This window comes from Labrys sp. HAY1-8F, from assembly GCF_056754975.1.
Window position 1 is genome coordinate 2,901,708 of record NZ_JBPGWZ010000002.1, and the last position, 24,388, is coordinate 2,926,095.

Sequence of the window (24,388 nt, forward strand, 5' to 3'; positions counted from 1 at the left end):
TCACGGCGTCAAATCAGCCTCGGTGCTTGCGAGAGCAAGCGAATTCGACCGCCGGCGCAGACGTGCCAGGAAACGCTGATAGCCGGGCTGCCGGGTGAGAAGGCTGCTGCCAAGATCGCTCAGGAAGGCCGTATCCTCGGGCTTGAGGGCGAGCGTGTTGTGCAAGGCGAGGATTCGCCGCGCCATGGCAGGCTCCCGAACATCCGCGAGGGCGACCCGGATGATCGCGACATCGAGGTCACGGCAGGTGAGGTGAGTTGTTCCACGGCAACGCCATCTCATCAGTTCCCGCCGCCAGGACGGCAGGCGGCGGCGTAGTTCGTCGAAGCTCTGGAGATTGGGAATGTTCATCAGGGCATCGGTCGCCGCCACGATCGCGTCCTTGGCATAGGGGCTGTCCGACGTCTCGGAAAGATTGCCACCAAGACGGGTGGAGGCATCCACGACGATGAAGAGCAGGTGCCGAACCCGGCTCGCCGTCTCCGCCGGCAGCGGTTCAGGTGCCCCCCGGTTCAGGAGATGCAGGAGCGCCGACGTGCCGATGCCGTCAACGAGCCCGCCATCATAGAGCTTGAGGAAGTTGAGATCCCCGGCACTGCGATAGCGATCGAGCGCCTCCCGATATTGCTGCTCAACCAACGATTGGGCACGGATGTCCGCCTTTGCGCCGGCTGCCGGGACACCCTCGGCATCGGCCGGGCAGCTCGAACGATAATTGCGCAGCGTGATGGGCGCGAAGGCAACGGGTACCGCCGCGGATGCCGCCACCGCATAGGCAAGAGGGTAATCGTCGAAATTGCTGCAGATGGCGGCAAAGGATGTTCGGTCGAAGATGAAGGGCGCACGGTTGTAGAGGTCGGTGGCATGGATCACCAATCGGGGGCGGCCAGGTCGATCCAGCATCCCCAGCGTGGCGCCATGATAGAGATTGGCATCCAGCCATGGCGGCAGGCCGTTGCGATCGTTGACGCCGCCGCGATAGCCGCGCAGCAGATTGGTCGGGCTCAGGCTGGTGCGCAGCGAGGCCTCGGCATTGCGCGCCAGGAAATCGCGCCGAAAGCCGGGCAATCCCGCCGGCCCATGCAGAGCGAAATAGGAAGCCAGCATGGCGCCCCCCGACACGCCCGCCGCCACGGCGACATCATCGGCCAGGCTACGGCCGGCGACGGTCGAGGGCGTTTGGGCGAGGTTGGCGAGAACGCCGTAGCCGAAAGCGGCCGAACGGGCGCCACCACCGGAAATGGTGAGCACGATTGCAACATCGCCTCCCCGCGCTGGGCTGCTTGCCGGGATGGAGCCCGTGACGAGTCCGAGCGGTGCATTGGTTGGCCGCGTATCCGGTGCTGCGCACCCGGCAAGCAGGCAAGCTAGCGCCAGAAACACCACCAGATGTGACCGGCGTGCGGTGACCAGGGATGATCGGCGGGAGGCGGGGCGTCGTGAAGGAGGGGCAATCATCATCGCATTCGGGAACGCTGCAACAGCCCTCCGCAGCGCGGGGGCTGGCAGGGAGCGACACCGACTTTCCGGGCCCTCAATTGCAGGAGCCTTGCATGATCGCCGGCGCTGCGTTTTTTTAAGAGCGCCCGCCGCGGGCAGGGGCCGGCCGGTCATGATCCGCCCTACGCCTTATCTCATCGAGCCGTTCGAGCCGGACGCGCTCCATCCGTCGCACCTGGCGTACTCCCCAAAGGATGGCGAACTCACCGCCGACAAGCACGATTGCGACCAGAAGGCCTAGACTGAGGGGATCACGGTCGCTGCCCTTCAGTATGAAGCCCAAACTCAGGAATGGGACATTCCAGGCCAGACTGCCGAGCAGGGCCGCCAGGATGAACCGACGCAGTTCAAGTCGGAAAACACCAGCAGGCAGGCCGAGATAGACGCGGACGGTCGGAATCGTATGGCCGACCAGGGTTGCCCAAAACTGATTGCGCCGATAGCGCTCGACCAGACGCAGATACAAAGGCAGCGGCAGCAGAACGAAACGTCCGTAGGCGGCCACCAGGGTTTCGACCCGGTGCGGGCCGAGAGCTCGGCCCAATCCATACCAGCACACGGACCCGATCGTCGACCCGACCGTCGTGGCGATCACTGTGGCCGCGAGCCCGGGGCCATCGCGCGCTGCCATGCCCAGAAACATCAGCAATATGTAGGAAGGTATGACCGGCAGGAATTTTTCCGCGATGGCCAGGCAGGTAATGCCGGCGAGGCCGAAACCGAGCATCGCGACGATGGCGGGAGACATCTCCATGGCCGGTTCACAGCCCGGACGGCAATAGGGACCGGCGCCGCCTGATCCGATAGACAGACGCTGGTGGAAGATTGCGTATGGTCCAGCCGGTACGCTCGGCCTCGAGGCCCAGGCCGTCGAGAATTTCCCGCCTAACCGGGCAGCGCGGACCGTAGGTGATCTGATAGAAGGCCCCGCCGAGAGCCATGCAGGCGAAAGCGCCGGTGAGAATGGCCGAAGCCTTGTCCGAAGGCATCGCCAGGATGCCGAGCCCGCTGATCACAGCGCCAACCGGTGCGCCGACATAAAGACTTGTTGTTGCCAGTTCCGCCGCATCCATGTGGAACACCCGGGCCAGGGGAAAGCGGCGGCCGAGCAGGCGCGCGAAGGTCGCGTCATATTCCACCAAGGTGATGTTCTGCTCCGGCACACCTCGCTCGAGCAGAGCCTGGGTGAAGGGGCCCGTGCCGGGGCCAAGCTCCAGAATCGGCCCGGTCCTTGGCGTGATCTCCTGCGTCATCAGGGAGGCCACGACGTTGCCGGAGGGAGCCACGGCAGCCACGCGAATCGGGTTGCTGATCCAGGCCCGGAAGAATGGCAATGCGTCAGAAACCGGCATCATGACCTCCCTTGGGCAGGAGAGGCTCAGCGGGATCGAAGCTCTGCGCGACGGGTCGGTCGATCAATCTCGATAACATTCTCGGGTCATCCACGGTATGAGGGCTGTTCCCGTTCTCAATGAACGGGCGATCGACCGGCCGAGGGGGTTCCGATGGGTTCTCAGGCGACCGAATCGATTACCAACTGGTCCCATGCCTGGGTTGCGGGAGCCTGTCGCCAGGGCGCTTCCGGTCCGTTGTCCGCCGGGGCGCGAGATTTCTCTGCAAGGTTGATGCAATGCTGGCGGCGTAATGTGCTTCTGCACGAAATGATGTGAGCGGAACAGAAAAGGCGGAACGCACAATGCGGGTATTGCTGGTAGAGGACGAACCGGAGATGGTGTCGGCCTTGCGCTCCGCCCTGGTTCGCCACGACATGATCGTCGACCATGTCTCGAGCATTGCCGCCGCCGAAGGCGTGCTCTCCGATCGCGTGCACGATGCCATGCTGCTCGATCGTCAGCTGCCGGACGGCGACGGCCTGTCGCTGATTCCCACGTTGCGCGCCAGCGGCAATGCCCTGCCGGTACTGGTGCTGACCGCCCGGGGCGACCTGCCCGATCGTGTCGCCGGGCTGGAACATGGCGCCGATGACTATCTTGGTAAGCCCTTCGCATTCGAGGAATTGCTGGCACGGCTGCGGGCCTTGCTGCGCCGCCCCGCCCATATGCAGTCCCACGTCGTGCGGGTCGGGCGGCTCTGCTTCGACTTCACTCATCAGGAGGCCAGCGTTGCCGGCATCCCGCTGGAAATGCCACGGCGGGAACTGCTGGTGCTGGCAGCCTTGGTGCGGCGCATGGGGCGCATGGTGCTGCGCTCCTTCCTGATGGAAGCGGTGTTCGGCATGGATGACGAAATCCAGTCCAACGCACTCGATACCCATGTTTCACGCTTGCGCCGCAAGCTTGCCGACGCCGACGCCAGCGTCACCATCAACGGCATTCGCGGCGTCGGCTATCTCCTGCGCGAGACGCCATGATCGCCACCGCCCCGCCCTCTTTGCGCTGGCGCCTGGTCAAACGGCTGGTTGCCTTCCAGACCGTCATGCTCACACTCATCGTGGTGATCCTGGTCTTTGCGGTCTGGGGTACGGCACGCATTGTCGATGCCTATGAAGACAGTGCCCTTGATGTGCTTCGCGATGCCGTGGTCCGCCAGGCGGATGGTGGGCTCGCTCTAGCGAAAACCGGCGATTTGGCACGATTGCGGGAGGATGCCCCCGATCTGTGGTTCGTCATCCGAGACAAGCAGGGCCAGGAACTGAAAGAAGGCACAGTTCCCGCCGACTACGCCGCGATCGTGGCCGACATCGGCCTTATCCAACAGATGCGGCTCGGCGAGGACCAGCCCGGCATCGACAAGCCGGATGCCGTGCTCAAATGGGTCGAGAGCGCCGCCGGCCGCGTGCAGATCCTCACGGGCACGCAAGGCCATATGTCCTGGCAACATCTGTTCTGGGGCGTATCGCTGAGTTCGGCCACCGTGATCGGACCGCTCTTCGTGCTGATGGCGCTGGTCACCCTGATCGTCACACCGATCGTGGTGCGACGGGCGCTGAAGGGGCTCGGCGCGGCGGCAATGCAGGCCGAGCGCATCGACATCGCCCAGCGCGGCGTCCGCCTGCCTCTGTCTGGCGTGCCCGCCGAGATCCTGCCTCTGGTCAAGGCCGTCAATGACGCATTGGTTCGCCTCGACAATGGCTATGAACGGCATCAGCGCTTTCTCGCGGACGCGGCACATGAGCTGCGAACGCCGATCGCCATCCTGACCACCCGCATCGCTTCGCTACCGCCGGGTGCGGAGAAAAGCCGGCTTCTGGAAGATGCCAATCGGCTGGCTGTGCTGACGGGGCAATTGCTCGATTTCCAGCGCCTGGACCAGCAGGACAGGCCGACGTCGGCGGTCGATCTCGCCGCGCTCGCCCAAAGGGTAATCGTCGATCTCGCGCCTCTGGCCTTTGCCGCCGGCTATGAGATCGACTTCAAGGCGGACGACGGGCCGATCCTGATCACAGGCGACCAGACCTCGCTCGAGCGGGCGTTGACCAATCTCGTCCAGAACGCCATCGATCATGGCGGACGCCGTGGCACCATCAGCGTGCGCGTCGACCGCGGCGGCCGCATCGAGGTCTGCGACGAAGGCGACGGCATTCCCGTTGCGGAAACCGAACGGATTTTCGAGCCGTTTCATCGCCTGCGCCAGGACGGTCGCGGCGCGGGGCTCGGTCTCAACCTCGTGCGCGAGATCGTGCGCCTGCATGGCGGCCATATCGCCGCATCCAACAACCGCACGGGCGGCGCCTGCCTGGAAATCGACCTGCCCCTGGCATCCCGACAGGCTGAGAGAAGGGCGCCGTCTTAAGCGACCGCTCATTCGTCGACCCGCCCTCGCCTTGAGGATAACGTTCAAGGCCGGCGAGCGCACCTGCGGCCACAAGCTCACCCCTCCAGATCGGCCTTGAGCTTGTCGAGAATGGTGAGGGCATGGGTGGCATAGCCGCTGATCCAGCGGTCGTGGATGCGCTTGATCGGCAGCGCGTTGAGGTGGTTCCAGCGCTCGCGCCCTTCCCGCCTGACGATGACCAGATCGGCCTCCTCCAGCACTTTGAGATGCTGCATGACGGTGCAGCGATCCATATCCGCAAAGGCTTCGCAGAGCATGCCGGTGGTGCGCGCCTCCTCCTTGAGGTGGTCGAGCATGGCCCGCCGGCGCGGATGGGCCAATGCCTTGAAAACCAGGTCTTCTTTGAGTTCGCTTGACATGTTATAAACTTATAACATATTCTAGCCTCCTGCAACAGGGAGAAACGCGATGAAGCCGGAATTCAGGGTCTCCGGGCGGATCTCAAGGCCGGTTCGCGAGGTATTCGACGCCGTGATCAACCCCGGCAAGCTCAGCGCCTATTTCACCACGGTGGGCGGCGCCAGCGCGCCGCTGGTGACCGGCGCGACGGTGGTGTGGTGGGGCGAGGTTCCCGTCGAAGTGGACGAAGTGGTGGCCGACAGCCGCATCGTATTGCGCTGGGATGGGCCCAAATCCGCCGATGGCGTGGTGCTCTACAAGACTCATATCGAGATGAATTTCCAGGCGCTGGAAAACGACGCCACGCTGGTCACCATTGCCGAGACGGGCTGGCGCGAGGACGCCCAGGGCCAGCGCGCCTCCTATATCAACTGCGAGGGATGGTCGCAGATGCTGTGCTGCCTGAAGGCGTTCCTCGAACACGGCATCAATCTGCGCGAGGGCTATTATCGCAGCGAGTTGGCCGGCGTGCCGGCGAGCGAGCCGCGCTGCACATCCCCCTGACAAGATAAAGGAAGCAAGCATGGCTGCGAACATCTATGGCGGCATCGACATCGCCATGAAGGTCCCACCTCATCAATATCAGGCCACGGTGGCGTTCTATCGCGATGTGGTCGGCCTGAAGCCGATCACCGACAAGGCACCCGCCATCGGCTTCGAACTCGGCCCCAACAAATTGTGGCTCGACGAGGCGCCAATGCTGAGCCAGGCCGAGATCTGGCTGGAGCTGTTCACGGACAATTTCGACACGGCGGCCGACCATCTGTCCCGCGCCGGCGTGGTCCGCTGCGACGCTATCGAGCCCCTGCCGGACGGATTCAAGGGGGGCTGGATTACCAGCCCCGCCAATATCGTCCACATGGTGCGTGAGCCGAACGCCTGGTGACCCCAGGGCCAACGGCCTCGCTCGCGACTCGCGTTGAGGCGCCTTGACCGCTGCGACGCGTCATATTAGGGGAAGGCTTGCAGCAACAGTCATGACGCTGCCGTAGGCGTTACCGTCATCCAACGCGTCCTTTGTCGAGAGGGTCCCAGCAGGGAGATCTCGATTCAACAGGGCGCCACGGTCATGCCATCCCTCTCCTGCTTCGCGTTCCCGCACCCGTTCGGGGCATCCATCCCGGCGCGGCCCAGCCTCGCCTCGATGCTTGATGCCTCCCCGGGGATTGCGCGCGGCCCGCGGGCTCGGCGGCAGCTTTTCCGTGCCCCCAGCTCAGCGGAGACGGAGCACCCATGAAGATGACCGGCAACACCATCCTCGTCACCGGCGGCACCAGCGGCATCGGCCGTGCGCTCGCCGAGGCCTTCCACCAGCACGGCAACCGCGTCATCGTGACGGGGCGGCGGCAAAGCCTGCTTGATCAGATCACGGCGAGCCGGCCCGGCCTGGTAGGGATGCCGCTCGACCTCGACGACCCCGCTTCCCCGTCCCGCCTCGCAGGCGAGGTTCACAGGCGCTTTCCCGAGCTCAACGTGCTCATCGCCAATGCAGGCATCTCACGAGCGGAAAACCTGGCGGCCGACGGCTGGGCCATCGACGACGCCCAGGCAATCGTGGAGACCAACATCCTGGGCGTACTGCGCGTGACGGCGGCGTTCCTGCCCATCCTGAAAGGGCAGGCTGGCGCGACGATCCTGGCGACCAGCTCCAATCTTGCTTTCGTACCGCGCGCCGACTTCCCGACCTACTGCGCCAGCAAGGCCTTCCTGCACTCCTGGCTCCAGTCTCTGCGGCACCAGCTCCGCAAGATCCCCGTCGATGTGCTCGAACTGGCACCGCCCTATGTGCAGACCGAGCTCACAGGCAGCCAGCAGGCATCCGATCCGCGTGCCATGCCCGTCGAAGCCTATGTCGCCGAGGTGATGCAACTGCTCGATCGGTGCGATCATCCCCGAGGCGAGGTGCTGGTCGAACGAGACCGGGCTCGGCGATGGGCGGAGCGAGACGGTCGCTACGATGCGACCTTCAGCGCCATGAACCCGGACTGAACCGCTGGTCCATCGCATCTCCTGCAACCGACAGGCCTCGAGCAAAACGTTTTAGCCGCCCAGAATGTCCCAAGCGGCTTCACATCATTGATCGAAAAGGGAAAAATGGCGCACCCAGTACGATTCGAACGTACGACCTTTGCCTTCGGAGGGCAACACTCTATCCAGCTGAGCTATGGGTGCGTCGTTTGTCCTTCTAGCCGATCGTTCCGCATCCTGCAATCGCCCCAAGCGTTTCCCCTGGCGATTTCCCCGATGCGACTTTCTCTTGGGATCAGCCGAAGGTCTTGCGCGGGTCGAGCGCGTCGCGCACCGCTTCGCCCACCAGGATCAGGAGCGACAGCAGCAACGCCGTCACCGTGAAGCCACTGATGGTAAGCCAATAGGCATTGGGCCTGGCCTGGGCCTGCTTGAGCAATTCGCCGAGCGAGGCCGTGCCGGGCGGCAGGCCGAGGCCGAGATAATCCAGCGCCGTCAGGGTGGAAATCGCGCCCGACAGGATGAAGGGCAGCATGGTCAGCGTCGCCACCGTGGCATTCGGCAGGAGATGCTTGATCATGATGGTGGTGTCGGACAGACCGAGCGCCTTGGCGGCGCGGACATATTCGAGATTGCGGGCGCGCAGGAACTCGGCCCTGACGACCGCCACCAGCGCCATCCACGAAAACAGCAGCAGAATGCCGAGCAGTATCCAAAAGCCCGGCGCCAACACCGCCGAGATGATGATGAGAAGATAGAGCGAGGGAATGCTGGTCCAGATCTCGATGGCGCGCTGGAGAATCAGGTCGACCCAGCCGCCGAAATAGCCCTGCACCGCGCCGGCCGCCACACCGATGAGGGAGGAAAAGACGGTGAGGATCAGGCCGAAGAGCAGGGAAATCCGGGTGCCGTAGATGATTCGGGCCAGCACGTCCCGCCCGGTATCGTCGGTACCGAGCCAGTTCCACTCGATGTCGCGGCATCCGGCCCCGCCCACGGTCTGGGCGGCTTCGCGGCATTGATCGTCGCTCAGGGCCCAGGTGGGGGGCGAAGGCACGCCACCTGCCGGCGGGTTCTTGTTGATGGTCTGCGGGCCATAGCGAATGGGCGCCCAGAGCACGTAGGCGCCGCGATCGGCCAGCAACTTGGTGAGATAGGGGTCGCGGAAATTTGCCGGTCCCGGCAGGTCTCCGCCGAGATCGGTCTCGTCATAGTCGACGAAGACCGGCGTCAAGATCCGACCGTGGTCGACGATCAGCAGCGGTTTCTCATTGGCGATGAACTCGGCGAACAGCGACAGGATGAAGAGGGTGAGAAAGAGCCAGAACGACCAGTAGCCACGTCGATTGGCCTTGAAATTGTTGAGGCGCCGCCGGTTGAGGGGTGACAGCTTCAGCCAGCCCCGCGGGGTTCGGGTGGCAGCCTCCATCTCAAACCTCACGCGCTTCGAAGTCGATGCGCGGATCGACGAACATGTAGATGAGATCCGTGACGAGATTGATGACGAGGGCCACCAGCGCCAGGATGTAGATGGAAGCCAGCACCACGGGATAGTCGCGGTTGATGACCGATTCGTAGGTGAGGCGCCCCAAGCCGTTGAGCTCGAAAGTCTGCTCGATCAGGAGCGATCCCGTGAACAGCGCCGAGATGAAGGCGGCCGGAAAGCTCGCGATCACGATCAGCATGGCATTGCGGAAGACGTGACCGTAGAGCACCCGTCGCGGCGACAATCCCTTCATGCGCGCCGTCAGCACATATTGCTTGCGGATTTCGTCCAGGAAGGCGTTCTTGGTCATCATGGTTAGTGTGGCGAAGGCCGAGACCCCCATGGCGATCAGCGGCAGCGTCATGTGCCAGGCATAGTCGGCGATCTTGCCCCATAGCGACAAGTCGCTCCAATTGTCGGAAACCAGCCGGCCATTGGGAAAGATCTGCCAGAAGGCGCTGCCGGCGAACAGGGTGATCAGAAGGATGCCGAGGGTGAAGCCGGGAATGGCATAGCCGACGATGACGACCGCACTGGTCCAGCCATCGAAGAAGGAGCCATCCTTGACCGCCTTGCGAATGCCCAGCGGAATCGAGATCGTGTAGGAGAGCAGCATCACCCATAGGCCAATGGAGATCGAGACCGGCAGTTTCTCGGCGATCAGGGTGGTGACGGGGGTATCGCGAAAATAGCTCTGGCCGAAGCTGAAGGTGGCGTAGTTCTTGATCATCAGCCAGAACTGCTCATAGACCGGCTTGTCGAAACCATATTGCTTGCGCAGGCTCGCAATGAAGGCCGGATCGAGCCCCTGGGAGCCGCGATATTGCGAGGCGCCGGCGTTGAAGCTGGGTGTGGGGCCGCCGAGATCACCACCGCCCCCTGAATTGCCCGACAGCACCGACACCATGCGCTCCACCGGACCGCCGGGCACGATCTGAATGATGGCAAAGGAGATCAGCATGATGCCGAACAAGGTCGGCACGATCAGCGCGAGGCGACGCAGGACATAGGCGAGCAAATCGGCGTTCCGGGTTGGCCTGTCGAGCCTAGAGGAGAATCAGGTCGATGGGAATCGGGACGGGGATGAGGGAAGATCCGCAGCCCGTCACATCCTGAACTCGCTGCCCAGATAGAGCCGGCGGGCTTCGGGATTGTCGATGATTTCCTGGGGCGTGCCCTGGGTCAGCACATGGCCGGAATGGATGATGTAGGCCCGGTCGATCAGGGCCAGCGTCTCGCGTACATTGTGATCGGTGATCAGCACGCCGATGCCGCGATTGGTCAAATGGCGCACCAGGGTCTGGATGTCGCCTACCGCGATCGGATCGATGCCGGCGAATGGTTCATCCAGCAGCATGAAGGACGGCTTGCCGGCCAAGGCGCGCGCGATTTCCACGCGCCGGCGTTCGCCGCCAGAGAGTGCGATCGAGGCCGTCTTGCGCAGGCGGCCGATCTTGAACTCCTCGAGCAGCTCGTCGAGCTGGCGGTCGCGCTCGGCCTTGTTCGGCTCGACGATCTCGAGCACGGCGCGGATGTTCTCCTCGACATTCAGGCCACGGAAGATCGAGGCTTCCTGCGGCAGATAGCCGATGCCGAGCCGGGCGCGCCGATACATCGGCAGCGCCGTCACGTCATGGCCATCGAGCTCGATGCGGCCATGATCCGGCGGCACCAGGCCGGTGATCATGTAGAAGACCGTGGTCTTGCCGGCGCCGTTCGGACCGAGCAGGCCGACGGCCTCACCGCGCCGGACCTCCAGGCTGACGTCGCTCACGACCGTACGCTTGCCATAGGTCTTGGCAATCGACACCACCGAGAGCGTGCCCTCGACACTCACGGCTGGCCCGGTCTCGTCGCCGGCCTCCGCATATTGCACCATCTCGTTCATGCCTGGCCCGCACTCTTCCTGCAGCATCGGGCCCGATGCCGCGTTTTCATGTTACACCAAGAGGCATTTTCAACGCGCCTTGGTTCCGTCCGACGATTCTCGCCAAGCCTTTAATTTGGCATCGAAAATCGCCAGATGTTCAAGCCGAGAATGCGTCAGCATTTTCGAGGCTCGGTATTGTTACGCCGCCCATGCCGAAAATCGGCATGTGTTCCGCATCCCGGTATCCAGTGACAGCCTTGCCGCACGCCGGTGAATATCTCGTTCACCAGGCAAAAAGATGTTGGCCGGCCAGGGCGGATCCCTGGATCAGCACTTCTGGTCGCCCGAGATGAAATGGCCGGTGGTGCCGCCGGTAACGGTGGCGCGGCCTGTCTGGGTATTGACCACCAGCTTCTTGCCGCGCAGCACGTTGCAGCCCTGGGTCATCACCACTTCCTCGCCGGTGAGCGTGGCGATGTTGGTCTCCATGTCCAGGATGCCGTCATCGCCGGTCGCCTTCTGGTCCGGGGCGGTGACAACGACCTTGCCCTTGGCCACCAGCTTCTTGACCTTGTTGTCGGCGGGCGCCGGCGTCGTATCGGCGCCGGCAGCTTCGGCGGTCGAGGAAGCATCGGCCGGCAGCGCTGCCGAGGGAACCGCCGGCTGGGCCGGGCTGGTACCGACAGCATCGGCCGGCTGCTTACCCGGCACGGATGCGGCCTCGTAGAAAACCGTCAGTTCCTCGGAGGTCAGCGTCGACTCGCCCTGGGTGGCCACTACATTGCCAGTGAAGATCGCCTTCTGCTCGTCCTGATGGGTTTCGAGCTGATCGGCCTTGATGTTCACCGGCTTGTCATTATCGGAGGAGAAGCCCTGGAAAGGCGTGGACGGCTTCTTTTCCTGCGCACCGGCCGGCAAGGCCAGTGACGAAACGAGCAACGCCAGAGGCAGCAACAGCGCCGGAGCGAGGCGGCGAGACGTCGGGCTGGGTCGCATCATCACGGGCCTGCTCCCTCAATTGCTCTTCTTCTGGCCGCCCTGGGTGAAGACGCCGGATACGCCGGTGCCACCACCTTCGACCCTGGCGATACCCGTCTTGAGGTTGACGGTCAGCTTGGTGCCCTTCAGCACGTTCGGCCCCTGAATCATCACCACCTCACCGCCGGTCAGCGTGGCGACATTGGTCGCCATGTCCATCACGCCATTGGCGCCGGTCGCCTTCTGATCCTTGGAGGTCACCACGACATTGCCGCGGGCAACCAGCTTCTTGATGGAACTAGCCGGTGTGCCGGAGCCGGAGGTCGGCGCCTTGCTGGTATCAGCGGGTTTGGTATCGGCGGGCTTGGTGTCAGCAACCTTGGCATCGCCCGCTTGCTGGCCATCCACCGGCTTGGCGTCGGCGGCCTTCGGATCGGCAGGCTTGGCATCAGCAGGCTTGGCATCAGCAGGCTTGGCGTCCTTGGCCTTGCCATCCTTGGCGTTGTTGTCAGCATTCTCGTAGAACACGGTCAATTCGTTGGTACGCAGGACCGATTCTCCCTGCGTCGCCACCACATTGCCGGTGAAGATCGCCTTCTGCTCGTCCTGATGCACTTCGAGCGAGTCTGACTTGACGTCAACGGGCTTGCCGCTGTCGGAGGAGAAGCCCTGGAAGGGGCTGGCCGCTTTCTTCGGGGCGGCGCCGGCATCGGCAGCCGTCAGGGCCAGGGCGAGCGGCAGCACCGCAAGAGGCACCAGGCGGCGGATTTTCATCGTCATTGGGTGGGATTTCCCTGCACTGGGTTGGCTGAATTCGGTGGAGCGGCGTTCGGAGCCGGAGTATCGGGCGGCGTGGCGGGCGCTTCGGCGCCGTCAGTCCCATCTTCCGTATCCGGTTTATAGGGCACCTTGAAGCTGGCGCTGACGCCGTTCTTGAACAGGATCTTCGAACCGCCCTGCACGATGCTCAAGCCATTGCCTGAAATTGTGCCGGAGGAGAGATTGACGGTGACCGGTTCGGTGCTGTTGACCGTGCTGGCCTTGAGATCGATGCTGGCGCTCTTCAAGGTCGCGTCATAGCCCTTGGTGGACCGAACGCGCACATCGCCCTTGAGATCGAGAAGCTGGCCAACCGTATCGAACGTGCCGGCCTTGGCTGTCAGTTTGGCATCGCTCTGGTCGGGCGCGGTGATCACCGCATTCAGCTCGGTCAGGCTGACAACGCCGGGCACGGACACTTTCTGCGTGCCGGAGGTCGCCGTGACGTCGTATTTCTGCCCGCGATTGTTGGAACCGGTCAGATGCGGTCTTTCGACGGCCAGAATGCCCTCACTGACCGGCGTGACTGGGGGGAGTTCGATCGGAGGCGGCGCGAAGGGATTGACCACCGCCAGAAAGACAAACACGCCCGCTCCGGCAACCGCGGTGGCGGGCACGGCAAACTTCAGGAAACGCACCAGCCTGCTGTGAGCGCGGGCAGCTTTGAAAGCGCTTTCACGTGAAGGCATGGCGGGTTGGGGGATCTTGACCCGCGCATCCATGATATCGGCCAAACAGAATACCTATCCAAACGCTGCTAGCGGCGGGAAACCATCACCACCGACCATCATATTGCGATGCGAAGTGGAGACGTCAACCCGGCGCCGGAGGCGCCGTCCATCCCTGTCTGAAATTCCTCAACTTTGGGTGAAAATCGCAACAGGTCGGCCGTCATAGCAGATTTCAGCCGCAGGGGGAATGTGCCGAGGGGAACGCGTCACGCCGCCGTCACCGCCGGCCCCGTCCCTCCGATGCGCAAATCTGTGGGCGAGAACGGGACGCCGATACCCACCCGCCTCTTGCGGCGGTTCCCCAGAGCGCCGGCACAAAACGCTTTGGCCTTCATCCTCAGCTATGGGCGAAGATATCCGTCTCCGGCCAGCCATTGAGGTCGAGCAGCGCCCGCGTCGGCAGAAAGTCGAAACAGGCGCGCGCCACCTCCGAGCGTCCCTCACGCGCCAGGGTGGTGTCGAGTTTCGCCTTGAGCTCGTGCAGATGGAGCACGTCCGAAGCGGCATAGGCGAGCTGGGCATCGGTGAGCGTATCGGCGCCCCAGTCGGAGGATTGCTGCTGCTTGGAGAGGTCGATGCCGAGCAGTTCGCGCACCAGGTCCTTGAGGCCGTGGCGGTCGGTGTAGGTGCGCGTGAGCCTGGAGGCGATCTTGGTGCAATAGACCGGCTTCGTCGCCACGCCGAAGGCGTTCTGCAGCGCGGCGATATCGAAGCGAGCGAAATGGAAGATCTTGGTGACCGAGGGATTGGCCAGCAATTGCTCGAGATTGGGGGCGCTCTTCTGGCCCTGGGCGATCTGCACCACATCGGCGGTGCCGTCGCCCGGCGAGAGCTGCACCACGCAGAGTCTATCCCGATGGGGATTGAGACCCATGGTCTCGGTATCGATGGCGGCGCTGGTGGTGTAGCGGGACAGGTCGGGCAGATCCCCGCGGTGGTAGCGAATGGTCACGGAAGCTTCCTGAACTCGATTTCATTGGATCAGTTCGCAGATAGAACTCTCGCAAGACGATGTGCAAGAGGCTGCAGGGCTTGAACCCCATATCGGGAGAAGGTTTGCCAATGCGCCCGCCCGTGCTATCGACCTCCCCGCGAATTCATTCGGCTGGTACCCTTGGCTTCTTTCCTCGATCCATTTCGTCTCATGCGCGCGGGCTGGACGCTGGCCCGCGAAGGCGCGCTTAGCCTCGTCGACATCCATGACCTTCCGGCGCCGGCACGGCTGGCCGTCCGGCTCGGCCGGCTGATCGAAAAGCGCCATGTCAGCGGCGGCAAGGGGCTGGCGGCCGCCTTGGTGAAGCTCGGGCCGAGCTGGGTGAAACTCGGGCAGTTCCTGGCGACCCGGCCCGATGTGGTCGGTTTTGCGGTGGCGCGCGACCTGGAGGAACTGCAGGACCGCATGCCGCCCTTCGGGCGCGCCATCGCCATCGCCGAGATCGAGAGGGCCCTCGGCGGGCCGCTGAGCCACTTTTTCGACGAGCTTTCCGAGCCGGTGGCCGCAGCCTCGGTGGCGCAGGTGCACAAGGGCATCATCCGCGACGCCGACGGCGAGCGCGAAGTAGCGGTGAAGGTACTGCGTCCCGGCGTCGATCGGCGTTTCCGCTCCGACCTCTCCACCTTCTATTTCGCCGCGCGTACGATCGAGCGGCTCGACCCGCGCTCCAAGCGCCTCAAGCCTGTCGAGACGGTCGACATGCTGGCGCGCACCGTCGCCTTCGAGATGGATTCGCGCCTGGAAGCGGCTGCCCTGTCGGAAATGGCGGAGAACATCGCCGACGATCCCGATTTCCGCATTCCTGCGCCGGACTGGAACCGCACGGCCCGCACCGTGCTGACACTGGAATGGATCGAGGGCATTCCCCTGTCCGACATCGACAGGCTGAAGGCGGCCGGCTTCGATCTCGTCGATCTCGCCCGCATCATCATCCAGTCGTTCCTGCGCCACGCCATCCGCGACGGCTTCTTCCACGCCGACATGCATCAGGGCAATTTAATGATCGATGCCTCCGGCCAGCTCGTTGCGGTGGATTTCGGCATCATGGGCCGGGCCGGCCTGAAGGAGCGCCGCTTCCTCGCCGAGATTCTGCACGGCTTCATCACCCGCAACTATCGGCGGGTGGCCGAAGTTCATTTCGAAGCGGGCTATGTGCCCGCCAGCCATTCGATCGACGATTTCGCCCAGGCGATCCGCGCTATCGGCGAGCCGATCCACCAGAAGCGGGCCGACGAGATCTCGATGGCCAAGCTCCTGACGCTGCTGTTCGAAATCACCGAACTCTTCGACATGAAGACCCGGCCCGAGCTGATCCTGCTGCAGAAGACCATGGTGGTGGTGGAGGGCGTCGCCCGACGGCTCAATCCCAAGCTCGACATGTGGGCGACGGCTGATCCGGTGGTGCGCGACTGGATCGAGCGCAATCTCGGCCCGCTGGGCAAAATCGGCGACCTCGGACAGCAGACGCTGGAGGCCGGCAAGTCGCTCACGCTGTTGCCGAGCCTGCTCAACCGGGCCGAGACCCTGGCCGCGCGCCTCAACGAGGCAGCGGAAAAGGGCTTTGCCCTGCTACCCGACAGCATCGAGGCGATCGGCAAGGCGGAAGCCCGCCGCAATCGCTGGGGCAATGCCGCTTTGTGGCTGATCGCCCTCGTGGCGCTCTATCTGGCCTGGAAATTGGCCTGAGCGAAGCAGCGCAGACGACAGCATCATCGACCAGCGCCGCAAACCAGGGGCCGAACGGGTTCGGCCCCTTTGCTGTTCAGGAAAAGACACCGGCGACTTCATTGCCGCCAATCCCCTTGGGCGAGGGGCCATATTGGTTGGGGCCCTGGGTACCATCGAGGAAGCCGAGCTCGATGAAAACCCAGATGGCGCCGACAAGGGGAATGAGGCTGGCGAGCAGGAACCAGCCACTCCTGTTGCGGTCATGGCAGCGGCGGACACCGATGGAAAGCCCCGACCATACGAAGCCGATATAGAGCAGGATACCGATCACCATCAGCACATAGATGAGCGGATTGTCCGGTGTTAGGGCCAGCGCCAGACCGTAGAAAACTCCCACGACGACGCACAGGGCAACCCATTGCAGGAGATGATAGATCCAGTAGCTGCTGCGGCGCAGCCGGCCCTGAAAACTGAACAATTTCTCCACAAGTGTCGGTTCATTCATCGCGCTCAACCCCTTTTGACCATCAGCTCTTGCGATTTCAATATTCGCCGGCCTAGCAGCGCAGGCGATTGAAAACAAGGCACCAATATCGATCAATGGAGAGGCGTGTTTCCAGCGTGACAGAAGAACAGCAGGCTGGTCTCTTGGACGAGCGATATTTTACTGGTCAGGAAATTGTCACAATATCAATCACGATCTTCATGTCATCTTGGCATTCGAGATCATTGACTGGAAACCTCACCAGCATTCTCAGCCTTTGATCGTTGGTGTGTTTTCAAAGGTCCTCGTTCGCTGCACGCCATTGGCTGGCCATACCCTCAGGCTCGGGACCGAAGCGATTGGCGGCGCGGGTGCCACGCCAAAAAAACAGATCGACCAGCAGCCAGAGATTGGCAATCGGGATCAGCCCGACCAGCAGGAACCAGGCCGAATGGTCGCGATCATGGCAGCGCTTGGCCAGGATGCAGAAGACCATCCAGCCCACCAACAGAGCGAGACCGCCGAGCGGTATCCAGGGCAGCATCTGCAACACCGCCGCCGGATCATGACGGTAATAGGCAAACACCCACCCTACCCAGACGAAGGCGGTCGCCGCGAACATCACGCACAGACAGACATAGGCGAACAGGGCGTCGAAGCGCGGAATACGCCCTTTCGGGCTGAGCAACATCCGCCCGACGGTCATGCCGCCATCATCTGAACCGGCCTGTGCCATGTTGCATTCGTCGCCGCTGGCATTCCCTCGCCAGGATACACGCGGATCAATACAGAACCAACGGCCTGCAACTCGAAGTGGATGTGAATTTCGGCGCCCCGGCTGCCCGACGGCAATTCCGTCAAATCGCGACGATCTATGTTTTCGGGGGCCATTCCTCAGCAGGTGGACCGAAGCGATTGGGTGCTGGCGTCCCCTTGACGAAGCCCATCTCGACCAGCGTCCACAACGCGATGAGATTGCCCAGCCAGGCCAGCCAGGGTTGCACGAAGATCGCCGCAGCCCAGAAGGCGAGACAGCCCACCGTCCAACCGACATACCACAGCCCCGATTTGCCGCGATCGTGGCAGCGCTTGAAGCCGGCGGCGAGATAGGGCCAGGCGCAGACGAACCAGCCGACCGCGCTCATGCGGAAAACGCGAGCGGGACCTTCGTCGGGGAAATTCGCCGCCGTGAACAGCCACCAGGCGACCCAGACCAGATAGACGAAGGCGAGAGGCACCGTGGCGAGAAGGTAGGCGTGCCGACCGATACGGCCCTTGAAGGAAAATAGGTTGCCCATCCCACTCCGCCCTCAGCACCAATCACCCGGCAAGGGCCTGCCGGGACTTTCCAGCGGTCCGACATTCGCGTCGCCGACGCGGCACCCCAACAGCTTCGCCACTGCGGCGCCCATCCTGAGCATGAAAACCCCAGTCCACGTCATGGAAAGCCGGCGGAGATTGCGACCGAGCGCTGAAATCGGCCCTGCGCCCTGTCTTCAACCTACGTCGAGCCCTTCCGGCCGGCAATGGGCGAACCCAACCCGCGACACTGAAGCCGGGGCGCTACAGAGCCTTGGGCGCCCTCAATGGGGCCGCTACAGCCCCCAATCGTCCTGGTGGTCGAGCAGGCCGCGCTCGCGCAGGGCCTTCACCACGGCTTCGGCCAGGGCCTTGGGCGTTTCGCCGACGGTCTGCAGCACGATATCGGCATTCTCTGGCCGTTCATAGGGGCTGCTGACGCCGGTGAAGTGCTTGATCTCGCCGGCAAGGGCCTTGGCATAGAGCCCTTTCGGATCGCGCTTGATGCAATCCTCGATCGGGGTGTCGACGAAGACCTCGACGAACTCGCCGGCCTCGACCAGCGAGCGGACAAGGGCGCGTTCCGCCTCGAAGGGCGAGATGAAGGAGCACAGTACGATGGTGCCGCTCTCGACGAACAGCTTGGCGACCTCGCCGACGCGGCGGATGTTCTCAACCCGGTCCGCGTCCGTGAAACCGAGATCACGGTTGAGGCCATGGCGGACATTGTCACCGTCGAGCAGCATGGTGTGATGGCCGGCATGGGCGAGCTCGGCCTCGACCAGATTGGCGATGGTCGACTTGCCCGAGCCCGACAGGCCGGTGAACCAGACGATCGCCGCCTTCTGATGCTTGAGGGCCGAGCGAGCCAGCTTGTCGATGGTGAGCGAGTGGCGATGGATATTAGTGGCCCGGCGCAGGGCGAAATCGATCATGCCGGCCGCCGCGGTCTGGTTGGTGGCGCGGTCGATCAGGATGAAGGCGCCGGTCTCGCGGTTGTCGACATAGGCGTCAACAGCCACCGGCACGCCGGTCGCCACATTGACGACGCCGATCTCGTTGAGCTGAAGCGTACGGGCGGCCAGGTGCTCCTGGGTGTTGACGTCAATCTTGTGCTTGATCGAGGTGACGGTGGCCGGCACGAATTTGGTGCCCAGGCGCAGCATGTAGGAGCGCCCCGGCAGCAGGGCGTCCTCGGACATCCAGATCAGATGGGCGGCGAACTGGTCGGTGACATCGGGCCGTTCGGTGGCACGGGAGAACACGTCGCCCCGCGCGGCATCGATCTCGTCGGCGAGCGTGAGGGTGACCGCATCGCCGGCAACGGCTTCCTCGTAATCGCCATCCTGGGTGACGATGCGCGTCACCACCGAGGTCTTGCCCGACGCCGCGACCGTCACACTGTCGCCTGGACGGATGGAGCCGGAGGCAACCGTGCCGGAAAAGCCACGGAAATCGAGATTGGGGCGGTTCACCCATTGCACCGGGAAGCGGAAGGGCTTCTTGGCGGCATCGGAAGCGACGTCGATCGTCTCCAGATGCTCGATCAGGATCGGGCCGTGATACCAGTCCATATTGGTCGAGCGCATCGAGACGTTTTCGCCGAAACGCGCCGAGATCGGGATCAGGGTTACCGAGGTGAAATCGAGATTGGCGGTGAAGGCCAGGATATCGTGAACGATCTTCTCGAAGACGATACGATCATAATTCACCAGGTCGATCTTGTTGACCGCGACCACGATGTGGCGGATGCCGAGCAGCGAGCAGATGGTGGCATGGCGCTTGGTCTGCACTAGCACGCCCTTGCGGGCATCGATCATCAGCACGGCAAGGTCAGCGGTGGAGGCGCCGGTCGCCATGTTGCGGGTATATTGCTCGTGGCCGGGGGTGTCAGCCACGATGAAGGAGCGCTTGGCGGTCGAGAAGAAGCGATAGGCGACGTCGATGGTGATGCCCTGCTCGCGTTCGGCCTCCAGCCCGTCGACCAGGAGGGCGAAGTCGATGTCCTCGCCCGTGGTGCCGTGGCGCTTGGAATCCTTCTCCAGCGTGGCGAGCTGGTCCTCGAAGATCAGCTTGGAATCATAGAGCAGCCGGCCAATCAGGGTCGACTTGCCGTCATCGACCGAGCCGCAGGTGAGGAAGCGCAGCAGCCCCTTTTCGCGGGGCTTGAGCATTTCGGCGAGCGAAAGCTCAGCCTGGGGAGCGGCAGCGTTCATCAGAAATAGCCCTCGCGCTTCTTCTTTTCCATCGAGGCCGACTCGTCATTGTCGATCAGGCGGCCCTGGCGCTCGGAGGTGCGGGCGGTCAGCATCTCGCGCACGATGTCGGCGACCGATGTCGCCTCGGAATCGATGGCGCCGGACAAGGGATAGCAGCCGAGCGTGCGGAAGCGGACGCGGCGCATCTGAGGGACCTCGCCGGGCTCCAGCGGCAGGCGCTCGTCATCGACCATCAACATGGTGCCCGACCGAAACACCACCGGGCGCTCCTTGGCGAGGTAGAGCGGCACGATCGGAATGTCCTCTTCCAGGATATATTGCCAGATGTCGAGCTCGGTCCAGTTCGACAGCGGGAAGACGCGGATCGATTCGCCCTGCCGGATCTTGGTGTTGTAGAGCGACCACAATTCCGGACGCTGGTTGCGCGGGTCCCAGGTGTGGTTGGCGGTGCGGAAGGAAAAGATGCGCTCCTTGGCGCGGCTCTTTTCCTCGTCGCGGCGCGCTCCGCCGAAGGCCGCGTCGAACTTGTATTTGTCGAGGGCCTGGCGCAGGCCCTCCGTCTTCATCACCTGCGTGTGCAGGGAGGAGCCCGAGGTGATCGGGTTGATGCCCCGCTCGACGCCGTCCTGGTTGACATGCACGATCAGGTCGAGCCCGTAGCGCTTGGCGATCTCGTCACGGAACGAGATCATGTCCTTGAACTTCCAGGTCGTGTCGACATGGAGCAGCGGGAACGGCAGCTTCGAGGGATAGAACGCCTTCAGGGCCAGATGCAGCATCACCCCCGAATCCTTGCCGATGGAATAAAGCATCACCGGATTGGCGAATTCGGCCGCGACTTCGCGGATGATCCCGATCGACTCGGCTTCGAGCCGCTTGAGATGAGGAGACAGGGTGCGGGACATTGGCGCCTATGGGCCCTTTTCACATTGGAAAATGTGTAATTAGGGCATTTTACATAGAATGTCAGGGCTGCCGGCGCAAGTGCGTTTCTTGCGCGGAGAATAGGTGGCAGCCCAGCATGTCACCGCGGGCAGCTCTGCACAACGCCCTGGTTCGGGCGGTTCAGGATCTGCAGGAGAATTGAGCGGCAAAGAGGGAGCGGCACTTGCCACCATCATTGGGGCATAGAGCGCATTCGACCTCGACGAGCGACGAGGTCTCTTTTGTCTCAATCGCTGGGATAGCGCCGGACACTGTCATCCGTGACGATGGCGTCGAGCGGAATATCGTGGGCGAGGGGATGGATGGTGCGGATAGCGGCTTCGGCATAGCCGACGCCAACAGCCACCACGCTAGAGGACAGCCCTGCCAGCGTGCGGTCGAAATAGCCGCCGCCATAGCCGAGCCGGAAGCCCCTGGCGTCGTGGCCGACCACCGGAGCCAGACAGATGTCGGGCACCACCTTGCGCCCGCCCTCGGGCACCGGGATGTTCCAGAAGCCCTTGACCAGTTCCTCTCCCTGTCGCCACGTCCGGAATACCAGCGGCGCGTTCCTTTCCACCACCAGCGGCAGAGCCGTGACTGCGCCCCGCGCGGCCAGCGCCTCGGCCCAGTCGCGTAGATTGGGCTCGCCCCGCAGGGGCCAGTAGAAGCTCACCACTCGCCCGGCGACATCGCCGACGACACCATCGAGACGTTCGGCGATCGCCCGGGTCTTTTCGGCCCTGAGATCGGCCGACATGGCCAGCCGTTCGGCGATCAGACGAGCCCGCTCGCCTTTGCGCCAGGCCATGATCTCTGCCCGGCGCTCCGCCTGCATTTGCACACCGGCATCGAGTTGACCATTGTCGGCTTCATGCGAAAAACACGCGGGTGAGGCGAAAGTCCTGGGGGTCTCGTCGGAATCGTCGCCATCGGCATTTGTCATGATATCGGCTCCCTGATCGAAACGGCGGCAATCATCTGCCGACGGCCCGCAACTGGCCAGAGCCGCGATCATCCGCCGCCGCCAACGCCTGCGCAAGGTCGGCCAGCAGATCGGCCTCGCCCTCCAGCCCCACCGAAAGCCGCAGGAGGCTGTCTTTGATTCCCGCGGCCTCCCGCGCGGCCTCACCCATGCCGAGATGGGTCATGGTAGCGGGGTGGGCAACCAGGCTTTCGACGCCGCCGAGCGACTCGGCGAGGGTGAAGACCCGAACGGCCTCGACGAAGCGCCTGACGGCCGCGGGGCCACCGGCGATCTCGAAGCTGAGCATGGCACCGAAACCGGCCTGCTGCCGCCGTGCGATTTCGTGGCCGGGATGATCGGGCAGGCCGGGATAATGCACGGCGGCGACACCGTCATGGCCGGCCAGGAAAGCAGCGATCGCGCCCGCCGATCGCTGCTGGTGTTCGACACGGGGGAACAAGGTGCGGATGCCGCGCAGCGTCTGATAGGCGTCGAAGGGCGAGCCGGTGACACCGGTGAGGTTGGCCCAGGAAGCCAGCTCCGTGACATCCCCGGCCCTGGCGGCCACCACCGCGCCGCCGATCACGTCGGAATGGCCGTTCAGATATTTGGTGGTGGAATGGATGACGAAATCAGCGCCAAGCGCGATCGGTTTCTGCAGTGCCGGCGACAGGAAGGTGTTGTCGACGGCAAGCGCTGCCCCCACCTTGCGGGCCTTGCCGGCGATGGCGGCGATGTCGACGACGCGCATCAAGGGATTGCTGGGGCTCTCCACCAGCACCAGGGCCGGGCGCCGGGTCAAAGCGGCATCGAGCGCGTTCTCATCGGTCTGGTCGACCAGGGTGAGATTGAACTGGCCCTTGGCAGCCCGCATGGCGAGGAGCCGCTGCGTGCCGCCATAGCAGTCATGCGGCGCCAAGACGGTCTCGCCCGGATTGAGGCGCGAGGCCACCAGATCGACCGCCGCCATGCCGCTGGCGACCACGATCGCTGCGGCCCCGCCTTCCAGCGCCGCCAGCGTGTCGGCAAGCTGGTCGCGCGTCGGATTGCGCGTACGCCCATATTCATAGGTCCCGGCCTGCTCGAAGCCGCCAAAGGCGTAGGAACTGGCGAGATAAAGCGGCGGAGCCACCGCGCGGAAGGCCTTGTCGGCCGCCATGCCGTTGTTTGCCGCAATCGTTTCGGGAGACCTGTCGTCCGTCATGCCATTTCACTCGATATCACCGCATCGTCGGCCGGCAGCGACTCCAGGCCGGCGACCCGCCGCGCGGCGGATTCGCGCCGCCGTCATCGGGCCATCCTGGAGTTGTGGCATTGGCATTGAACTCAGACAAACGCATTGTTATTGCAGTTCAATGCAAAATTAATAATCTGATTTTCATGGATATCGGGCTGGCACGGACCTTTCTGGAAATCGCGCATAATGGCAGCTTCGCCGCTGCCGCCGAGCGTCTCAATCTGACCCAGACGGCCGTCAGCGCGCGCATTCGGGCTCTCGAACAGCAGATCGGTCGCCGCCTGTTCGTCCGCAACAAGGCCGGGGCGCGGCTCACGCAAGCCGGAGAGCGCTTTGTCGGGCCCGCCACCGCCCTGGTGCAGGTCTGGGAACGCGCCCGGCAGGAGGTGGCGCTGCCGCCCGGGCGGGAAGAAGGCATCAGCCTGGGCGGCGAACTCAGCCTCTGGCATCCCCTCCTCGCCGACTGGCTGGGCTGGATGCATCGCGAATGCCCGCGCGTCGCCCTGCGAGTCGAAGTCGATACGCCCTCCCGGCTGATCGAGCGCGTCAGGGAAGGATCGCTCGACCTCGTCACGCTCTACAATCCGCCGCAATATCAGGATGTCGTCGCCGAACTGGTGGTGGAGGAGCAACTGGTTCTGGTGACGACTTCCCCCGACGCGCAGGTGCATCGCGACAGCTATGTCCAGGTCGATTGGGGACCGGCCTTCGCGATCAACCACCGCGCCGCCTTTCCCGATCTCGCCGCTGCACCCGTTACAGTCTCGCTCGGCCCCCTGGCGCTGACCCATATCCTCGCTGTCGGCGGTTCGGGTTATTTCCGGGCCGGCGCCGTCACCCCCTTGCTGGCCGATGGACGCCTGCACTTGGTGAAAGGGGCGCCAGCCTTCTCACACTCGATCTATGCCCTCTCTACCGCCCGACGCGACAATCCGGCCCTCCACCGCGCGCGGGAGGGGTTGCGTTTCGTCGCCGCGCGCGCCGAGCGGCCGGGGCTCGGCGTCATCGCCGATGGATAGAATCATCGCTCGTCTCGACCGGTCCTGCTTG

The 24,388-nt window shown here is 63.7% G+C and carries 25 protein-coding genes and 1 tRNA gene; 7 read left to right on the forward strand and 19 right to left on the reverse strand.

What is annotated here, in order from left to right; all coding sequences use genetic code 11:
* From ACR9ZN_RS22465 to ACR9ZN_RS22475, 3 genes are all read right to left on the reverse strand, one after another.
* Positions 1-1,251 carry a patatin-like phospholipase family protein gene (locus ACR9ZN_RS22465; protein ID WP_481273217.1) on the reverse strand — a complete coding sequence of 417 codons (1,251 nt, stop codon included), beginning with the start codon at positions 1,249-1,251 and terminating at the stop codon, positions 1-3.
* Between the two features lie 325 nt (positions 1,252-1,576).
* Positions 1,577-2,254 carry a DedA family protein gene (locus ACR9ZN_RS22470; RefSeq protein ID WP_454811232.1) on the reverse strand — a complete coding sequence of 226 codons (678 nt, stop codon included), beginning with the start codon at positions 2,252-2,254 and terminating at the stop codon, positions 1,577-1,579.
* 7 nt (positions 2,255-2,261) lie between these two features.
* A complete protein-coding gene (locus tag ACR9ZN_RS22475) occupies positions 2,262-2,852 on the reverse strand; it encodes a class I SAM-dependent methyltransferase (protein ID WP_454811234.1) in 591 nt (196 codons plus the stop codon).
* Between the two features lie 344 nt (positions 2,853-3,196).
* Between ACR9ZN_RS22475 and ACR9ZN_RS22480 the strand changes: the two genes are divergently transcribed.
* Positions 3,197-3,871, forward strand: coding sequence for a response regulator transcription factor (locus tag ACR9ZN_RS22480; protein ID WP_481273218.1), 675 nt, complete (start codon positions 3,197-3,199; stop codon positions 3,869-3,871).
* Entirely contained in the window at positions 3,868-5,253 is a 1,386-nt protein-coding gene (locus ACR9ZN_RS22485) for a sensor histidine kinase (protein ID WP_481273219.1), read from the forward strand. Before ACR9ZN_RS22480 ends, ACR9ZN_RS22485 begins: the two co-directional genes overlap by 4 nt.
* A gap of 77 nt (positions 5,254-5,330) precedes the next feature.
* On the opposite strand, the gene ACR9ZN_RS22490 is transcribed toward ACR9ZN_RS22485, so the two are convergent.
* Positions 5,331-5,654 (reverse strand): ArsR/SmtB family transcription factor, encoded by a 324-nt coding sequence (locus ACR9ZN_RS22490; protein ID WP_441770927.1) that lies wholly within the window; start codon positions 5,652-5,654, stop codon positions 5,331-5,333.
* Positions 5,655-5,703: 49 nt separating this feature from the next.
* Here ACR9ZN_RS22490 and ACR9ZN_RS22495 point away from each other — a divergent pair, with 49 nt between their 5' ends.
* From ACR9ZN_RS22495 to ACR9ZN_RS22505, 3 genes are all read left to right on the forward strand, one after another.
* Positions 5,704-6,198: an SRPBCC domain-containing protein gene (locus ACR9ZN_RS22495; protein WP_454811240.1), complete on the forward strand. Its 495-nt coding sequence runs from the start codon at positions 5,704-5,706 to the stop codon at positions 6,196-6,198.
* A gap of 19 nt (positions 6,199-6,217) precedes the next feature.
* Entirely contained in the window at positions 6,218-6,580 is a 363-nt protein-coding gene (locus ACR9ZN_RS22500) for a VOC family protein (RefSeq protein WP_481273220.1), read from the forward strand.
* A 347-nt stretch (positions 6,581-6,927) separates the two neighbouring features.
* Entirely contained in the window at positions 6,928-7,683 is a 756-nt protein-coding gene (locus ACR9ZN_RS22505) for an SDR family oxidoreductase (protein ID WP_454811243.1), read from the forward strand.
* Between the two features lie 106 nt (positions 7,684-7,789).
* Here the strand turns inward: ACR9ZN_RS22505 and ACR9ZN_RS22510 are convergent.
* From ACR9ZN_RS22510 to ACR9ZN_RS22545, 8 genes are all read right to left on the reverse strand, one after another.
* Positions 7,790-7,866 (reverse strand) — tRNA-Arg (locus ACR9ZN_RS22510).
* Between the two features lie 91 nt (positions 7,867-7,957).
* Positions 7,958-9,091 (reverse strand): ABC transporter permease, encoded by a 1,134-nt coding sequence (locus ACR9ZN_RS22515; RefSeq protein WP_434958657.1) that lies wholly within the window; start codon positions 9,089-9,091, stop codon positions 7,958-7,960.
* A 1-nt stretch (position 9,092) separates the two neighbouring features.
* Positions 9,093-10,166 (reverse strand): microcin C ABC transporter permease YejB, encoded by a 1,074-nt coding sequence (locus tag ACR9ZN_RS22520; protein ID WP_434958658.1) that lies wholly within the window; start codon positions 10,164-10,166, stop codon positions 9,093-9,095.
* 87 nt (positions 10,167-10,253) lie between these two features.
* A complete protein-coding gene (gene lptB, locus ACR9ZN_RS22525) occupies positions 10,254-11,063 on the reverse strand; it encodes an LPS export ABC transporter ATP-binding protein (RefSeq protein WP_441770923.1) in 810 nt (269 codons plus the stop codon).
* A gap of 282 nt (positions 11,064-11,345) precedes the next feature.
* The gene (locus ACR9ZN_RS22530) at positions 11,346-12,017 is read right to left on the reverse strand and encodes an LptA/OstA family protein (protein ID WP_454816605.1); all 672 of its coding nucleotides are present in this window, start codon (positions 12,015-12,017) and stop codon (positions 11,346-11,348) included.
* Between the two features lie 15 nt (positions 12,018-12,032).
* Positions 12,033-12,776: an LptA/OstA family protein gene (locus ACR9ZN_RS22535; protein ID WP_481273221.1), complete on the reverse strand. Its 744-nt coding sequence runs from the start codon at positions 12,774-12,776 to the stop codon at positions 12,033-12,035.
* Positions 12,773-13,549, reverse strand: a complete 777-nt coding sequence (gene lptC / locus ACR9ZN_RS22540) for an LPS export ABC transporter periplasmic protein LptC (protein WP_434958662.1) — start codon at positions 13,547-13,549, stop codon at positions 12,773-12,775. Before lptC ends, ACR9ZN_RS22535 begins: the two co-directional genes overlap by 4 nt.
* Positions 13,550-13,883: 334 nt before the next feature.
* A complete protein-coding gene (locus ACR9ZN_RS22545) occupies positions 13,884-14,498 on the reverse strand; it encodes a ribonuclease D (RefSeq protein WP_454811246.1) in 615 nt (204 codons plus the stop codon).
* A 192-nt stretch (positions 14,499-14,690) separates the two neighbouring features.
* On the opposite strand from ACR9ZN_RS22545, the gene ubiB reads away from it, so the two are divergent.
* Positions 14,691-16,226: a 2-polyprenylphenol 6-hydroxylase gene (ubiB, locus tag ACR9ZN_RS22550; protein ID WP_454811248.1), complete on the forward strand. Its 1,536-nt coding sequence runs from the start codon at positions 14,691-14,693 to the stop codon at positions 16,224-16,226.
* A 76-nt stretch (positions 16,227-16,302) separates the two neighbouring features.
* On the opposite strand, the gene ACR9ZN_RS22555 is transcribed toward ubiB, so the two are convergent.
* The 7 genes from ACR9ZN_RS22555 to metB all read right to left on the reverse strand — a co-directional run bounded on the left by ACR9ZN_RS22555 (position 16,303) and on the right by metB (position 23,305).
* Positions 16,303-16,713, reverse strand: coding sequence for a DUF805 domain-containing protein (locus ACR9ZN_RS22555; RefSeq protein ID WP_434958665.1), 411 nt, complete (start codon positions 16,711-16,713; stop codon positions 16,303-16,305).
* Between the two features lie 274 nt (positions 16,714-16,987).
* Positions 16,988-17,428, reverse strand: a complete 441-nt coding sequence (locus ACR9ZN_RS22560; RefSeq protein WP_481273222.1) for a DUF805 domain-containing protein — start codon at positions 17,426-17,428, stop codon at positions 16,988-16,990.
* Positions 17,429-17,564: 136 nt separating this feature from the next.
* Positions 17,565-17,990: a DUF805 domain-containing protein gene (locus ACR9ZN_RS22565; RefSeq protein WP_481273223.1), complete on the reverse strand. Its 426-nt coding sequence runs from the start codon at positions 17,988-17,990 to the stop codon at positions 17,565-17,567.
* Positions 17,991-18,287: 297 nt separating this feature from the next.
* Positions 18,288-20,207 carry a sulfate adenylyltransferase subunit CysN gene (cysN, locus tag ACR9ZN_RS22570; protein ID WP_481273224.1) on the reverse strand — a complete coding sequence of 640 codons (1,920 nt, stop codon included), beginning with the start codon at positions 20,205-20,207 and terminating at the stop codon, positions 18,288-18,290.
* Positions 20,207-21,115 carry a sulfate adenylyltransferase subunit CysD gene (gene cysD, locus ACR9ZN_RS22575; RefSeq protein ID WP_434958669.1) on the reverse strand — a complete coding sequence of 303 codons (909 nt, stop codon included), beginning with the start codon at positions 21,113-21,115 and terminating at the stop codon, positions 20,207-20,209. Before cysD ends, cysN begins: the two co-directional genes overlap by 1 nt.
* A 266-nt stretch (positions 21,116-21,381) precedes the next feature.
* Positions 21,382-22,080, reverse strand: coding sequence for a 5-formyltetrahydrofolate cyclo-ligase (locus tag ACR9ZN_RS22580; protein ID WP_454811255.1), 699 nt, complete (start codon positions 22,078-22,080; stop codon positions 21,382-21,384).
* Between the two features lie 31 nt (positions 22,081-22,111).
* Positions 22,112-23,305 (reverse strand): cystathionine gamma-synthase, encoded by a 1,194-nt coding sequence (gene metB / locus ACR9ZN_RS22585; protein ID WP_481273225.1) that lies wholly within the window; start codon positions 23,303-23,305, stop codon positions 22,112-22,114.
* Positions 23,306-23,481: 176 nt separating this feature from the next.
* Between metB and ACR9ZN_RS22590 the strand changes: the two genes are divergently transcribed.
* Positions 23,482-24,357: a LysR family transcriptional regulator gene (locus ACR9ZN_RS22590; protein ID WP_481273226.1), complete on the forward strand. Its 876-nt coding sequence runs from the start codon at positions 23,482-23,484 to the stop codon at positions 24,355-24,357.
* Positions 24,358-24,388: the final 31 nt, after the last annotated feature.

Coding starts and splice junctions, on each gene's coding strand:
- ACR9ZN_RS22470 (WP_454811232.1), bottom strand. CDS start 2,254: ATGGAGATGTCTCCCGCCATCGTCGCGATGCTCGGTTTCGGCCTCGCC.
- ACR9ZN_RS22475 (WP_454811234.1), bottom strand. CDS start 2,852: ATGCCGGTTTCTGACGCATTGCCATTCTTCCGGGCCTGGATCAGCAAC.
- ACR9ZN_RS22480 (WP_481273218.1), top strand. CDS start 3,197: ATGCGGGTATTGCTGGTAGAGGACGAACCGGAGATGGTGTCGGCCTTG.
- ACR9ZN_RS22485 (WP_481273219.1), top strand. CDS start 3,868: ATGATCGCCACCGCCCCGCCCTCTTTGCGCTGGCGCCTGGTCAAACGG.
- ACR9ZN_RS22490 (WP_441770927.1), bottom strand. CDS start 5,654: ATGTCAAGCGAACTCAAAGAAGACCTGGTTTTCAAGGCATTGGCCCAT.
- ACR9ZN_RS22495 (WP_454811240.1), top strand. CDS start 5,704: ATGAAGCCGGAATTCAGGGTCTCCGGGCGGATCTCAAGGCCGGTTCGC.
- ACR9ZN_RS22500 (WP_481273220.1), top strand. CDS start 6,218: ATGGCTGCGAACATCTATGGCGGCATCGACATCGCCATGAAGGTCCCA.
- ACR9ZN_RS22505 (WP_454811243.1), top strand. CDS start 6,928: ATGAAGATGACCGGCAACACCATCCTCGTCACCGGCGGCACCAGCGGC.
- ACR9ZN_RS22515 (WP_434958657.1), bottom strand. CDS start 9,091: ATGGAGGCTGCCACCCGAACCCCGCGGGGCTGGCTGAAGCTGTCACCC.
- lptB (WP_441770923.1), bottom strand. CDS start 11,063: ATGCTGCAGGAAGAGTGCGGGCCAGGCATGAACGAGATGGTGCAATAT.
- ACR9ZN_RS22530 (WP_454816605.1), bottom strand. CDS start 12,017: ATGATGCGACCCAGCCCGACGTCTCGCCGCCTCGCTCCGGCGCTGTTG.
- ACR9ZN_RS22535 (WP_481273221.1), bottom strand. CDS start 12,776: ATGACGATGAAAATCCGCCGCCTGGTGCCTCTTGCGGTGCTGCCGCTC.
- ubiB (WP_454811248.1), top strand. CDS start 14,691: ATGCGCGCGGGCTGGACGCTGGCCCGCGAAGGCGCGCTTAGCCTCGTC.
- ACR9ZN_RS22555 (WP_434958665.1), bottom strand. CDS start 16,713: ATGAATGAACCGACACTTGTGGAGAAATTGTTCAGTTTTCAGGGCCGG.
- ACR9ZN_RS22560 (WP_481273222.1), bottom strand. CDS start 17,428: ATGGCACAGGCCGGTTCAGATGATGGCGGCATGACCGTCGGGCGGATG.
- ACR9ZN_RS22565 (WP_481273223.1), bottom strand. CDS start 17,990: ATGGGCAACCTATTTTCCTTCAAGGGCCGTATCGGTCGGCACGCCTAC.
- cysN (WP_481273224.1), bottom strand. CDS start 20,207: ATGAACGCTGCCGCTCCCCAGGCTGAGCTTTCGCTCGCCGAAATGCTC.
- cysD (WP_434958669.1), bottom strand. CDS start 21,115: ATGTCCCGCACCCTGTCTCCTCATCTCAAGCGGCTCGAAGCCGAGTCG.
- ACR9ZN_RS22580 (WP_454811255.1), bottom strand. CDS start 22,080: ATGACAAATGCCGATGGCGACGATTCCGACGAGACCCCCAGGACTTTC.
- metB (WP_481273225.1), bottom strand. CDS start 23,305: ATGACGGACGACAGGTCTCCCGAAACGATTGCGGCAAACAACGGCATG.
- ACR9ZN_RS22590 (WP_481273226.1), top strand. CDS start 23,482: ATGGATATCGGGCTGGCACGGACCTTTCTGGAAATCGCGCATAATGGC.